This is a genomic window from Bifidobacterium sp. (assembly GCF_051876855.1).
GTDB lineage: Bacteria > Actinomycetota > Actinomycetes > Actinomycetales > Bifidobacteriaceae > Bifidobacterium.
The window spans coordinates 35091-49256 of the sequence record NZ_JBJEIH010000019.1 but is presented as its reverse complement, the minus strand read 5'-3'; the positions used below and the strand labels follow the sequence as shown (position 1 = coordinate 49256).

Below are 14166 nucleotides of genomic sequence, written 5' to 3'. Positions count from 1 at the left end.
TCGCTCGCACATTGGCGTAGCACGCGCCTATCTCCCTGCTCCTCACCCGCCCACCGATGACACGCGGGCGTTCGTAGGAGACCGGAGGCACCGCACCGGCAATCGGCTTCGCATTGCCAGGTTTCCACCACGGCAAACACTTGGCCGCCGATACTCAACGCCCCCTATACTCAAGGGTATGGCAGAAGGCAATCCATGGGATAACAACCGGCAGCAAAACACCGGCTATGTGAAGGGCGAGACGGGCACCCCGGTCCGCGACGCGGTGTTCGACCGCGTGCCCCCGCATGACGATGACGCGGAGATGGCCGTGCTCGGCGGCATGCTCATGAGCAAAGACGCCATCGGCGAAGTCTCGCAGATGATTAGCGTGTCTGATTTCTACCAGCCGAAGCATCAGACGATTTATCAGGCGATTATCGACTTGTTCTCAGCCTCGCAGCCGGTCGATGCCGTGCTCGTCGCGAACGAGCTGATGAAGAACGGGGACCTAGAAAAGGTCGGCGGCGCCGATTACCTCCACAGCCTGGTCGCCTCCGTCCCGACCGCCGCAAACGCCACGTATTACGCCGAAATCGTGCATCAGCGCGCGATTTTGCGCAATGTGATTGCGGCGGGCACGAAAATCGCGCAGCTCGGCTATTCGGCGGAAGGTTCGCAGGCCGAGGACGTCGTGAATATGGCCCAAGCCGAGGTCTACGAGATGAGCGTCGGCAAGGTCCGTCAGGATTATTCGGCTATCGGCCCGGTGGTTCATGACGCGCTCGACCAGCTTGATAAACTGCAGAACGGCGAGGTCGAACGCGGCGTGCCGACCGGCTTCCGCGATATCGATGACGTGACGCAGGGCTTGCAGCCGGGCCAGATGATCGTCGTCGCAGGCCGCCCGGCTATGGGCAAGTCCACGCTCGGCGTTGATTTCGCGCGTTCCGCGTCGCTGCACCACAATATGACGACTATCATCTTCTCCCTTGAGATGAGCCGCGTGGAACTCGCGCAGCGTATCATCTCCGCCGAGACGAACATTCCGCTGGTCGCGTTGCGCCGTGCGGACGATATCACGCCTGAACGGTGGAATACGCTGAATAACTTCTGGAACAAAATGCAGGATGCACCGTTGTTCATTGACGACAGCCCGAATATGAGCCTGATGGAAATCCGCGCGAAATGCCGCCGACTCAAGCAAACGAACGACCTGAAACTCGTGGTGATCGATTACCTGCAGCTCATGAGTTCCGGCAAGCAGGTGGAAAGCCGCCAGCAGGAGGTTTCCGAATTCTCCCGCGCCTTGAAGCTGCTCGCCAAGGAGCTTGAGGTGCCGGTCGTCGCGCTGAGCCAGTTGAACCGCGGCCCGGAAATGCGCAACGACCGCAAGCCGCAGCTGTCCGATCTGCGTGAATCGGGTTCGATCGAACAGGATGCCGACGTGGTGTTCCTCGTGCATCGCCCGGATTTCTACGATAAGGAGGACCGCCCCGGCGAGGCCGATATCATCATGGCGAAGCATCGTAACGGCCCGACGGAAACGTTCCATCTCGCCTTCCTCGGCGCCACGTCGAAGTTCAAGGATATGCCGCAGGATTATCAGCAACAGCAGGAGGTATGACATGGCGCAACAGCTTTCCCCGGTATCGGGCGGTCGGCAGGATTCCGACGCGACTGCCCGGCCTGCGACCGTCCAGCCCAGTCAGCAGCAGCCTGTCCAGCAGCAGCCCGTGACTGCCCGTCCCGCTTCCGCTACCAAACCGGAGCCCGCGCCCAAGCGTCCGTGGTACGCGTTCGCGACGCCGACAATCGGCAGGGCCGTCCGGCATGCGTCCCGTCTGCTGCACCACGGCGGCAGCGCGCTGCCCGGCAAGGTTGTCGAGCGCATCGACCCGGGCTTCCTCGCCCGCACGTTGAGCTCGCTGCCCTACGGGGTGGTGCTGGTGTCCGGCACGAACGGCAAGACTACCACGACCCGCATGGTCGCTTCCATGCTCTCCGACATGGGGTTGCGCGTGTTCACGAACCCGACCGGCTCAAATTTCACGCGTGGTGTTGTTTCCTCGCTGCTCACTCAGGTGAGCGCCTTCGGGCATCTGCACGCGGATATCGCGGTGTTGGAGCTTGACGAGGCGTACGCCGTGCATTTCGTCCGGCAGGTTCGCCCCCGCTACGCGCTGCTGCTCAACGTGATGCGCGACCAGCTTGACCGCTTCGGTGAAATCGACAACACGGCCCGTCTACTCGCCCACGTGGCGCGCGCGACCACCGGGACCGTGGTGCTCAACCGCGAGGATCCGCGCATCGCTCGGCTCGCCGACGAGGTTCAGCCGGGTGTGCAGGTGCGGTATTTCGGCCTATCCCAGGCGTTGCGCAGCTATTTCCCGTCCGACGACGACATGCACAACACCGATATGCAGGCCGCTGAAGTACAAACTGCTGAAGTGAAGGTCGCCACCTCTTCCGCCACCTACAACCCCGACCGCCTCAATGCCGACGTGACTCTCACCCACGTAGGCGACCACGAAGCCATGTACCGGATCGCCGACCGCGACATCGCCACATCCGTGAAACTCGAAGGCGTCTACAACCTGTTCAATGCAGCCGCTGCCGCGACGGTCGTGCGCGCGGTCACCGCCGACACCCCGCAAGGCGTCGCTTCAGATGACAACCTGATCGCATCGCTGTCCCGCGTGACCCCTGCGTTCGGCCGCGGCGAGACCATCAGCGTCGGCGGCACGCCCGTCGAGCTACTGCTGGTCAAGAATCCGATGGGCTTCCGCCTGTCGCTTGCCTCGTTCCCGCCCGCCGGGCACGACACGATGATCATCATCAACGACGAATACGCCGACGGCCGCGATATGAGCTGGCTGTGGGATGTTGATTTCACCGGCCTGCGTGGCACCGGAGTAGCGGCGGTGTCTGGCACGCGCGCCTGGGATATGGCTCTGCGCCTTGAATACGACCAGGTGCCGGTCAGCCATGTCGATACCGACCTCGAACAGGCGGTCGCCGATTTCGTCGCCGCCGACCCGACCACGCCGAAACGCATCTATTGCACCTACACGGCGATGCTGCGCACGCGCGCGAAACTCTCGCATATCACCGATGTCGCGGATGCCGGTGTCGGCAGATGACCGCGGATACGACGCTATCGCCGACGCCATTACCGTTGCCATCAAGCATGGACGGAACCAGCGAAATACGAAGGAGCTTGTCATGCCAGCAGTGAACGAAGCGACCCAGAATCTTGCGGATACCGAGGCCGGCACGCGCCCGGACCGCCGCATCGACGTCATGTCCCTGTACCCGAAAGACATGAACATCTACGGCGATTGGGGCAACGTGCTCACCGTCATGCGCCGGCTGTCGCTGTACGGCTACGACCCGGTCCTCCACGAATACAACCAGGGCGACCCGTGGCCGGAACATGTGGACCTGATCCTCGGCGGCGGCGGACAGGACAACGGACAGAAGAAAATCACCGACGACCTGTTTGCCCGCGCGGACACCCTGCGTGCGCTCGCCGCGGACGGCGTGCCGATGCTCATGATCTGCGGCCTGTACCAGCTGTTCGGCGAGTATTTCGAAACCGTGGACGGCACCAGGCTTGACGGCATCGGCATTCTCGGTGCGTACACCGTGGGCCGCGAACACCGCATGATCGGCAATCTGGTCGAGCACAGCGAGGAATTCGGCGACATCATCGGCTACGAGAACCATTCCGGGCAGACCTTCCTGACCGGCGATACCAAGCCGCTGGGCCGCGTGGACGCCGACGGTACCGGCAACAACGGCACTGACCACACCGAAGGCGCGCGGTTCGGCAACGTGATCGGCACGTATATGCACGGGTCGGTGCTGCCGAAGAACCCTCGTCTGGCTGACGGTTTGATTCGGATCGCCGCTGAACGGCGGTATGGCGCGTTTTCTCCTCAGCAAGACGAGCAGCAGATCGCCGAGCTGCGCAGAATCGACGATTTCGCGCAGCATGCGCGGGTTGTAGCCGCATCCCGGCCCAGATAAGCGACGAACGGGGAGTGACAGATGGAAGGTGGAAGCGCCCGTCGCCGTCATTCGAGGCCGGATTTCGCCTATGCGACGCGCGAATGGGAGTGTCATACCTCCCGTTCGCAACCTTCGTGGGGTAATGTTGGACGTACAAGGACCTGATACAAGGAGGTAATGATGGCTGACTTCAACATCAACGACGGCCTGCTGCACAAGGTATTCCTCGCAGGTGTCGGCGCTCTGGCGACTACGGTCGAAAAGAGCCAGGAAATCGTGGACGATCTCGTGAAGAAGGGCGAGATTACCGTCGAACAGGGCAAGGCGCTGAACGCCGAGCTCAAGCACAAGGCTGAGGAAGCGAAGGCTGAGGAAACCAAGCCCGCTTCCGACGAGAAGAAGGACTGACTCCGGTCGGTTGCCATGCCGCCGTCCGCCTTCGTCGCGTGCCATGACATGCGGCAGGGCCGACGGCGGCATGTGGCATGCCCGGCGTCAGGCAGTAGCATATGGCTGATATGGCAGACGATCAACATGAGGTATCGCGCGATGTCGCGAAGCAGGAATCCGGCAGGCCGATAGCGCCTGAGCTGGAAGAGCGAGGGGAAACGCAGAACGCGTCTCACAGGAGCGACGATGCGGCCGCTTCTGGCGCTGCTGCTTCTGGCGCTGCTGCTTCCGGCGCCGTCTCTGACAATGCGGCTTCCGACAACGCGGCTTCCGAGAACACCGTTCCCGGTGAAACCGCCTCCGCCTCCGACGCCGGCACCACCGTCTCAGAAAACACTGCCTCAGAAACCGCCGCGACTGGTGACGCCTCGTCTGACAATACGCCGCTCGCACACGATGATCCCCAGCCGGAAGCCACGGACGCTGCACCTTCATATGCCGACGAAAAAATCGGCCTGTTTAGCGGCCGGAAGAACGATTTCTCCGAAAAATACCATCTCACCCGGCGTGGCAAACTCAAGCGTCTCGACCAGATCATCCGGATCGCCAACCAGTTCGACGCAATTCACGGACTCACTCCGGTCAAAATGCGTCTCATGTTCGAAGCGCTCGGCCCCACCTTCGTCAAAGTCGGGCAGATCCTGTCCATGCGCTCGGAAATCCTGCCGCAATCCTTCTGTGACGAACTCGCCAAACTGCGGGCCAACGCCGACCCGATGCCCTACCAGACCGTGTTGGACACCCTGTCCCACGAGTACGGCAAACCGGTCAAAGATATTTTCAAATCGATTGACTCGACTCCGCTCGGCTCGGCTTCGCTCGCGCAAGTGCATCGCGCGACCCTCGTGACCGGGCAGGACGTGGCCGTCAAAGTCCAGCGTCCGGGCGTGCGCGAAACCATGGCGCAAGACGTGTCCATCATGCGCACTATCGCCAAGGGAGCTGCGAAGATCATGCACAACGCGCAGGTCGTCGACTTCCAAGGTGTCGTCGAAGAACTGTGGGACACCTTCGAATCGGAGACGGACTTTCTGGTCGAAGCCCGCAATTTGCAGGAATTCAAGCGATACTGCTCGCGATTCGCCTATATGGACTGCCCGAAACCATATATGGACCTGTGCACTGAACACGTGGTCGTCATGGATTATATCGACGGCATTTCGCTGTCGCATCCGGGTGAGCTTGTCGCCAAAGGCTACGATCTGAAAGAAATCGGCACCAAACTCGTCGATAATTATGCGACCCAGGTGCTGGACGAGGGGTTCTTCCACGCCGACCCGCATCCGGGCAATATCATCATCTCCGGCGGCAAAATCATCCTGATCGACTTGGGTATGACCGGCAGGCTCAATAAAAAGACCCGCACGGTGATGAAGGATATGATTTTCGCCGTCGCCAAGCAGGATTCGCCGGCGCTGGCCGACGGGTTGCTGCGGTTCGCGACGACGGGCGCCGTGGTGGATAACTACCCGGAATTGCTTGCGGATCTTGATTTGATCGTCGAAGAATACGGCACGGTTGACCTCGATGAGCTGGATATCGCCAGTTTCATCACGTCGCTCACCCAGCTCGCCCAACGGCATGGCATCGAGGTGCCAAGTTCGGTGACCACGGTCGGCCGGGCGTTGGTGACGCTGGAAGGGCTGCTGGACGAGTTCATTCCGGACGTCAATATGATCGAAATCATCTCCCAGCACATCGCCAACAGCAAGACGAACCTCGCCGAAATCGAGAATGAGGTCCAGACGCTCGGTATCGAGGGGCATAAGGCCTTGCACGGCGCGTTGCAAGCGCTCGCCGAGATGAAAACCGCCTCGCGGATGCTCACTCGCGGCCAACTGCGTGCCAATATGCAGCTCGTCGGATTCGATGAGCCGTTCAAGCTGCTGAGCGATATGGTCAATCGCTTGACAATGGCGTTGATTGTGGTCGGGCTGTTCATCGGTTCATCGATTGTGTATTACGCCGGCATGAAGCCGATTATTTTCGGTATCCCCGTGGTTGGGTTCATGGGGTATGTCATCGCGTTCATCTTGTCGGTGTGGATCGTGTTCGACATCTATTTCAAAGGCCGCAAAAAGAAGCACTGAATCGAACCGCTCGCCCGGCCTCGTCACTCCGCGGCGTTCCCAAACTGGTTACGCTGGCGGGTGTGTTAGCGTAGCTGGTTTGTGTGTCTTCTCAAACTGGTTACGCTGGGAGGGCGGTTTGCGTAGACAGTCTGTGGGGGCCAGCCTGGTTACGCTGGACGGGCGCCTGGTGGCGGGGTTTCCTGCGGTTTGTCGGATGGTTACGCTGCGTTCACCGGATTCCCCGATATTGGTTCGGCCGGTACGGTAGGCTCGAATAAGCATGTCCACGAGGAGGAAACATGTCCGGTAATAAGCAACTGACGCATCTGCTATTCGGCGCCGCCGCCGCGGCCGGAGCTGCGGCATGGGCCATCGCGCCTCGTTCATTCAACGACAAACGCAACAATTTCGTACCCGTCGTGCCACACGTATGGTACGCGCATCGCGGTCTGCACGATGCCGGTTCCGGCTTGACCGAGCAGTACGCTGCGGAAAGCGGCGAATACGTGGCGTTGGCGCGCCGCATGGCCATGCAGGCGGGGTACGGCTCGCCGGTGGTCGAAGGTCCGATTGCGCCCGAGAATTCCTTGGCTTCGTTCGCGGCGGCTTGCGAGGCCGGGTATGGTATCGAGCTTGATTTGCAGCTGACGCGTGATGGCCAGGTTGTGGTCGTGCATGACAGCGACCTGCTGCGTGTGGCTGGCGACCCGCGCAGAATCGAAGACCTCACCTATGACGAATTAACGAGGATCCCGCTGTTCCCAGACCCTGCGGCCCCCGGTGACGCCGTCGCAGAGCGGATTGATTTCGCCGGCGGGCAGCCGTCCACCCCGCAAACCGCGCCGGACGGCTACTACCAGCATGTCCCGCTGTTTGCGGATGTTCTGCGCGTGGTCAACGGCCGCGTACCGCTGATTGTGGAGTACAAGTTCGACGACAACTCCCTGTGGGGCGAGCGCGATGAAGCCTTGATGCAGCGCGGCGACGAGCTGCTGCGCCGCTATGACGGCCAGTATGTGATCGAGTCCTTCAACCCGGCGGCGGTGCAATGGTATCGAAAGCACCGCCCGGAGGTGTGCCGCGGCCAGCTTGCCGAGCCGCCGCAGCCGGGTCAGTCCGACTGGAAGGGCTGGTTCGCTGGCCTGCTCGGTTTCGATTGGATGAGCCGCCCTGATTTCGTGGCCTATGACTGGCAAGGCGGCGACCTTCCGCAGATGCGCGCCACCCGTGCGATGGGCGCGACCGCCGTGTCGTGGACGGTTCGCAGCCGTGCGGAGCTGGAAATCAGCGACCGGTGGTTCGACCGCCACATCTTTGAGGCCTTCGTCCCCGACCGTGCGTCCGACAAGGCATAATCGCCGATTCATCATCACTGCTGGCCGGAATGAGCCCCCGGCCGGAATGAACCTCCGGCTGGAATGACCACCGGCCGGAATGAACCGCAGGAAACGAGAAGCCGGGAACCCTTGCAACAGCGAGGATTCCCGGCTTTCTTGGTTTCGTGAGCGGTTATGCCGCTACGTTGCCTAGTCGATGACGCCGTACAGACGGTCGCCGGCATCGCCGAGACCCGGCACGATATACGCCTTGTCGTTGAGCTTCTCGTCGACAGCGCAGACGACGACCTTGAACGCGATGCTCGGGTCGATCTGCTCCTGCACGAACTTCAGGCCCTCCGGCGCCGCGATGATGTTGATTGCGGTGATGTCCTTGGCTCCGCGTTCGGCCAGGTAGTGGGTCGCAGCGACCAGCGTGCCGCCGGTGGCGAGCATCGGGTCGATCAGGAAGCACTGGCGTCCGGTGAGATCTTCCGGCAGGCGGTTCGCGTAGGTGATCTGCTTGGTCGGATTGTCTTCGTCGCGCTTCATGCCGAGGAAGCCGACTTCGGCGGACGGGATCATCTTGGTCATGCCGTCGAGCATGCCGAGGCCTGCGCGCAGCACCGGCACGATGATTGGCCGAGGTTCGGCGATGTGCTTGCCGATCATCGGGGCGACCGGGGTTTCGATGGGCTTGTCGACTACGTCAAGGTTGCGCGTCGCTTCGTAGGCTTCGAGCATGACGAGTTCGGAGATGAGTTCGCGGAAGGTGCTGGACGGCGTGTTTTTGTCACGCAGCACAGTGAGCTTGTGTTCCACCAGCGGGTGGTTGAGTACATGCAATTCCATGCTTCCCAGATTACCGCCATCCGCGTGATTGGGCGAGCCGGTTCGACGGCGTGGCGAATGACGACGATGCAGGACCTGTGTTGATGCGCGATTCGGCGCCGCCGCAAAGAAGGGAAATCGAAAGAAATGCGCCGGACCGTGAAAGCGCCTGTCGGCGCAAACGCCGCTCGCAGCGGCAACAAATGGAGCCCGGGGCTTAAGCACGGCTCGACGCACAGCCCAGTATAGCGGCATACGGAGGTTTTCTGTCTCGGCGTGGCGCGGAGTTCGTGCCCAATCGCGCCCATTCATGCCCATTCGTGCCTATTCCGTGCAGATGCAGATTGCGCTGCGTGGGCTGAATCGTTGTGCTACTCCAGCCGCCCTCGACGCCACAGGTGTGCGCCCTCATGGAAGTCACGCGACGTGGTCAGCAGATTCGCCGCGGTGTGCATCAACCGTGCGGCGCGGGTTTGCGCATCGTGCGGTGCTCCCTGCGTCTCTTGTGCCTCTTGTCCCTCTTGTGCCCCGCCTTGCGCCACTGCACCCTTCTGTGCCGCGGTAATTCGGTGCGCTTGGACACGCAGCCCGTTGGCGATGACATCGGTGAACGCGCTTGCACGGTCCAACGCCACGGCGAAATCACCGGTGAACGCGCCTGACAGAATGGAATCCGCGGTCCGGGCGATATCCTCGGCATCCGGCGTCTCATCGACCCCCACAATGGCGGAAGCCGTGGTCGCCACCGGTTCGCCGAGCCGCCACAATCGCGCTATCTGCTCACGATTGCGTTGCATCCATGTGCGCAGCAGATACAGGCGCCATAGAATACCCGGCAGGGAATCGGGCTCCGCATTGCTCCACAGCTGCGCGATGATATCCACGCCCTCCGTATCCACAAGCGTGATGACACGCCGCACAATCTGCGGATCTTCGGTATGGTGCACACGGTCCAGCAACGCCGCCGCCGAAGCGTGGCTCATCTCGCTGATGACCTCCGGGTCGAGACCGCCTCCCAGATGGTCCAAAATAGCCGGGTCGAGTTGCGCCGGACGGGCTGGCCGCGCCGAGCCTGACGGTGAGGCCAGGAACCCCGATCTGCTGGATTGGATTGATCCGGAACTGGAGGAGTCAGTAGACAAGTGGGCTCACTTTCTGAATATCGATGATTTTCGGGCCGTCGCCCGTTTCGATGATAGTCAAGGCGATCGCGTTACCGGTGGGCATATACGGTGATTTCGCGATGAGCCGTTTCGCCAAAGCCTCGGATGCGCACATCCCGCGCAGATGAGTGAACATGCCGCCGATGACCGGGCGGTGCATGCAAATGGCTGTGTCCATGCCGGTGTCCAGCATTCGGTCGATTTCCATACGGAACCGCTGCCATGCCGCATCAGGGTTGTCGGCGAATGCATCCTCGGTCAGCTCGTCAGCCGTGTCAATGGGCAGGCCGGTCTGCCAGGAGAAAATCTCGATGGTCTGCATACATCTCAGCCACGGGGAGCTGACCAGACGGTCAGGGCTGTAGCACGCCAGCTCGCGGTTCAACGCGAATGCCGCCGCGGCTCCACGCGGGGTGATCGGGCGGTCGCCATCCAGCCCCTTCCACTGTTTGCGCGCCTCGGCTTTGCCGTGCCTGACGATCAGCAGCGTGCGGCTTTGCGCTGCGCCTGCTTTGACCAGAGCCACGAACTTGTCGAGGATTGTGCGGTCGAGGATATGGGTCAGCAGTTTGCGCGCACGGGATACCGGAACCCACACCACCGTGTCGATTTCGTCCTTGTCCGCAGGCAGGACCGGACCCAGCGCTGTGCGGCGGCGGGTTTCGGCTTCTTCGGTGATCGGCGTCGCCATCCAATACACCACATGTTTCTGATCAATGGTCTTGTTTTTCACGCGACGCTTGCGTCGGCCCTCATCGGCCAGCGGGTACTCGATATCCCCGATCAGCGCCCCCAATTCCACGGCGACGCCGGATTCCTCGCCCATTTCGCGTACCGCCGCGTGCCGGTGGGTCTCGTTGTTCTCCAGTTTGCCTTTCGGCCAGCTCCAGTCATCGTATTTTGGCCGATGCACGACGCATACTTCGATGGCGTCGAGCGCCGATGCGGGATTCGACCCGACGGGCAGCCTCCCGTCATCGGAGAACTTCATCACGCCCGATGCGGCTTGTTGCAGGCGGTAGATGACACCTCCCGCGGCTTCGACGATTCTTGGCATACTGATTCCTTTCCCCTTGACTATCAACGATACCGTCCGCGGGTGTTTGGATTCGCATGGGCGATGTTTGCGTGCGACGCGGATGCGATTGCGGATGCGGCTTGGATGTGCGCGTGGATGTGCGCGTATGTGAGCGCGGACACGACTGTGGAAGCAGCTGCTAATACGGCTGCTGATGTGGCCGTGTCGGCGAAACCGGAAACATACGCGGATGCGGCCATAGCGGCGAATCCCGCGCGAACAGGACCCGGACATGAATGATGGCGGCCGACCGGTTGCAGTCGGCCGCCATCATCGTCGTGGCAATCGCAAGGGACGTCGTACGCGGCAAGCCCCTCGCATTCCTTTTCCTGATTTCCTGCGGGTTTACGCCGGATGGGCTCAGTGCGCGAGCGTATTGGTCCCCGGCTTGCGCTGATGCTTGTGAATCAGGTACTCCTGGCAATCGACCAGTGGCCGGCCTTCCTCATCGCGCGAATGCAGCACATACGTGCCGTCCGGCTGCATATGCCACGAAATGGTGGAATCAGCCATCTGCAAATCGACGTAATGGATGAGCTCCTCCACTTGCTCCGGCGCGGTGATGCGCACAAGCGCCTCCACACGACGGTCGAGGTTGCGGTGCATGAGGTCGGCGGAGCCGATCCACACCTCAGGGCCGGAAATCGGGCCTTCGCCGATCTGCGGGCCGTCGGAGTTTGCGAAGGCGTAGATGCGGCTGTGCTCGAGGAAGCGGCCAAGGATCGAACGCACGCGGATGTTCTCGCTCAGGCCGGGAACGCCGGGCTTGAGCGCGCAAATGCCGCGCTCGACGATGTCAATCTTCACGCCCGCCTGGCTCGCGCGGTACAGCGCGTCGATAGTTTTCTCATCGACGATTGAGTTGACCTTGATCTTGATCCATGCTTCCTTGCCGGCGCGGGCAGCGTCCTCCTCGCGGCGGATACGTTGGATCAGACCGGTGCGCACGGTACGCGGGGCGACCAGAAGACGGTGGAAGCTGGACTTCGGCGCGTAACCGGACAGCTGATTGAACAGGCGGGTCAAATCCTGGCCGACCACCGGGTCGCAGGTCAGCAGGCCGAGGTCGGTGTACAGGCGGGCGGTCTTCGGGTTGTAATTACCGGTGCCTACGTGGCAGTAGCGGCGCAGGCCATCGGCTTCCTGGCGGACCACGAGCGAGAGCTTGCAGTGCGTCTTGAGCCCGACGATGCCGTAGACCACGTGCACGCCCGCGCGTTCGAGCTTGCGCGCCCACATGATGTTCGCATCCTCATCGAACCGCGCCTTGATTTCAACGAGCGCGAGGACCTGCTTGCCGGCGTGCGCCGCGTCAATCAGCGCGTCGATGATCGGCGAATTGCTGGACGTACGGTACAGCGTCTGCTTGATGGCGAGCACCTTCGGGTCGGCGGCCGCCTGCGCGAGGAACGCCTGCACGGAAGTCGAGAAGGAATCGTAGGGGTGATGCAGCAGGATGTCGCGCTCGCGGATGGCGGCGAAAATGTCCTGCGCATGGCTGGATTCGACTTCCGCGATCTGCCGGTTGGTGATCGGGATGAACGGGCGGTACTTGAGATCGGGGCGGTCGATGGCCTGCAGCTCGAACAGAACCGTCATATCCAGCGGGGTGGGCAGACGGTACACCTCGTCGGCGCTGACGCGCAGCTGGTCGGCGAGCAACTGGGAGAGGAACGGGCTGGTCGCATCGGAGATCTCGAGGCGGATCGGAGGTCCGAAACGGCGGCGCAGCAGTTCTTTCTCCATCGCGTTGAGCAGGTTTTCGGCGTCATCTTCCTCGACGTCGATATCCTCGTTTCGGGTGACGCGGAAGGATCGCGCCTCCTTGATGATCATGCCGGGGAACAGGGATTCCAGGTGCGCGATGATCAGGTTCTCCATCGTGATGAAGCCGTAACGTTCCTCGCGGCTCTCCTCATCGGTCAGGTCATCGACCGGGACCAGACGGTTGAGGTTGCCAGGGATCTTCACGCGGGCGAAATGCGTCTTGCCGCTGGTCGGGTTCTCGACGAGCACCGCGAGGTTCAGCGAGTTGCCGGAAATGTAGGGGAACGGGTGCGCGGGGTCCACGGCGAGCGGGGTGAGCACGGGGAACACCTGCTGGCGGTAGTAGCGTGACAGGCGCTCCTGCTCGGCGGTGGTGAGCTTGTCCCAGCTCAGCAGGACGATATGCTGCTCGGCGAGCGCCGGCAGGATATGGTCGATGATGTAGTGCGCGTGCTCGTCTTGCAGGCGGTGGGCCTGTTCGCTGATGGCGCGGAACTGCTGGCGCGGGCTCAGACCGCTCGGCGAGGTGACGGCGATGCCGGTGTCGATGCGGCGCTTGAGGCCGGCCACGCGGACCATGAAGAACTCGTCGAGGTTGGAGGCGAAGATCGCGCCGAAATTGGCGCGTTCGAGCAGCGGAACGTCTTCGTTCTCAGCGAGCTCGAGGACGCGCTTGTTGAACTTCAGCCAGCTGAGTTCGCGGTCGAAGAACCGGTCTGGCGGCAGCGGCTGCTCGCCTTCCTGGGTCTCCCGCTTGTCGTTCTTGTCTGTCTCGGCGATGTGCTCAGCTATCTGGCTGCGCAGAATCGCCTTCGAGGGTGCGTCAAAAATTTGTGCCATACCACTACTCTAGGCACTTGGCTGGGAGTTGTCGCGACAAAGTCGGGAAAATTTAGCCGGTGTTTACATTTCGGCGTGTTGCGGGTGGGGTTGGTTGCGGGTACTGGGGGTGTGCTGGGTTGTTGGGTTGCGATGGGTCGCTGTGGTGCGATGGGTTGCGGGTGTGGTTGGCTGGCTGGTTGGTTAGTAACTAGCTGTGGTGCGATTGACGGGTCGCACGGTGGGTTGCATGGTGCCGGGATTGGGCTGATGTCTTGGAGCAGCTGGTTGGTATCTGTCTGCGGTGCGACTGGTGGGTCGCATGGCGGGGAGCTGTGTGTGGTGTTCTGCGGCTTGGCGGCTGGTATCTGCGTGTGGTGTGATAGCGAAGTCGCACGGCGGTGGGATTGGGTTGGTTTTCGGTGGCGGCTGGCGGATATCTGTCTGTGGTGCGACTGGCTGGTCTCACAGCGGGGTGATGCTGTGGTGCGTTGTCTGGTTTGGTGGGGGTACCTGTCTGCGGTGCGACTTGCTGGTCGCATGGCGTGTCGTTGCGTGTGGTGTTCTGCGGCTTGGTGGCTGGTATCTGCGTGTGGTGTGATAGCGAAGTCGCACGGCAGTGGATTAGGGGTGATGCCCCGGGGCAATCTGCTGGTATCAGGCTGTTGTGCGACTGG

General features: G+C 61.8%; 10 protein-coding genes. 6 read left to right on the top strand and 4 right to left on the bottom strand.

Going from position 1 to position 14166, the window contains the following annotated elements; all coding sequences use genetic code 11:
* The first annotated feature begins 178 nt into the window (after nt 1-178).
* The 6 genes from dnaB (at nt 179) to ACI38B_RS01300 (ending at nt 7870) form a co-directional block, all read left to right on the top strand.
* A complete protein-coding gene (gene dnaB / locus ACI38B_RS01325) occupies nt 179-1606 on the top strand; it encodes a replicative DNA helicase (protein ID WP_439729215.1) in 1428 nt (475 codons plus the stop codon).
* 1 nt (nt 1607) lies between these two features.
* Entirely contained in the window at nt 1608-3122 is a 1515-nt protein-coding gene (locus tag ACI38B_RS01320; RefSeq protein WP_439729214.1) for a MurT ligase domain-containing protein, read from the top strand.
* 160 nt (nt 3123-3282) lie between these two features.
* Entirely contained in the window at nt 3283-4011 is a 729-nt protein-coding gene (locus tag ACI38B_RS01315; protein ID WP_439729219.1) for a type 1 glutamine amidotransferase, read from the top strand.
* Nucleotides 4012-4173: 162 nt separating this feature from the next.
* The gene (locus ACI38B_RS01310; RefSeq protein WP_439729213.1) at nt 4174-4401 is read left to right on the top strand and encodes a phasin family protein; all 228 of its coding nucleotides are present in this window, start codon (nt 4174-4176) and stop codon (nt 4399-4401) included.
* A gap of 110 nt (nt 4402-4511) precedes the next feature.
* Nucleotides 4512-6533: an ABC1 kinase family protein gene (locus tag ACI38B_RS01305; RefSeq protein WP_439729212.1), complete on the top strand. Its 2022-nt coding sequence runs from the start codon at nt 4512-4514 to the stop codon at nt 6531-6533.
* A gap of 281 nt (nt 6534-6814) precedes the next feature.
* Nucleotides 6815-7870, top strand: a complete 1056-nt coding sequence (locus ACI38B_RS01300; protein ID WP_439729211.1) for a glycerophosphodiester phosphodiesterase family protein — start codon at nt 6815-6817, stop codon at nt 7868-7870.
* Between the two features lie 171 nt (nt 7871-8041).
* Here the strand turns inward: ACI38B_RS01300 and upp are convergent, their stop codons facing one another.
* From upp to ACI38B_RS01280, 4 genes are all read right to left on the bottom strand, one after another.
* Nucleotides 8042-8683, bottom strand: coding sequence for a uracil phosphoribosyltransferase (gene upp / locus ACI38B_RS01295; protein ID WP_015449741.1), 642 nt, complete (start codon nt 8681-8683; stop codon nt 8042-8044).
* Between the two features lie 350 nt (nt 8684-9033).
* Entirely contained in the window at nt 9034-9774 is a 741-nt protein-coding gene (locus ACI38B_RS01290; protein ID WP_439729218.1) for a hypothetical protein, read from the bottom strand.
* Nucleotides 9775-9793: 19 nt separating this feature from the next.
* Nucleotides 9794-10882, bottom strand: coding sequence for an NUDIX hydrolase (locus ACI38B_RS01285; RefSeq protein ID WP_439729210.1), 1089 nt, complete (start codon nt 10880-10882; stop codon nt 9794-9796).
* Between the two features lie 381 nt (nt 10883-11263).
* On the bottom strand, nt 11264-13510 hold the full coding sequence (locus tag ACI38B_RS01280) for an RNA degradosome polyphosphate kinase (RefSeq protein ID WP_439729209.1): 2247 nt from the start codon (nt 13508-13510) through the stop codon (nt 11264-11266).
* Between the last annotated feature and the right edge of the window lie 656 nt (nt 13511-14166).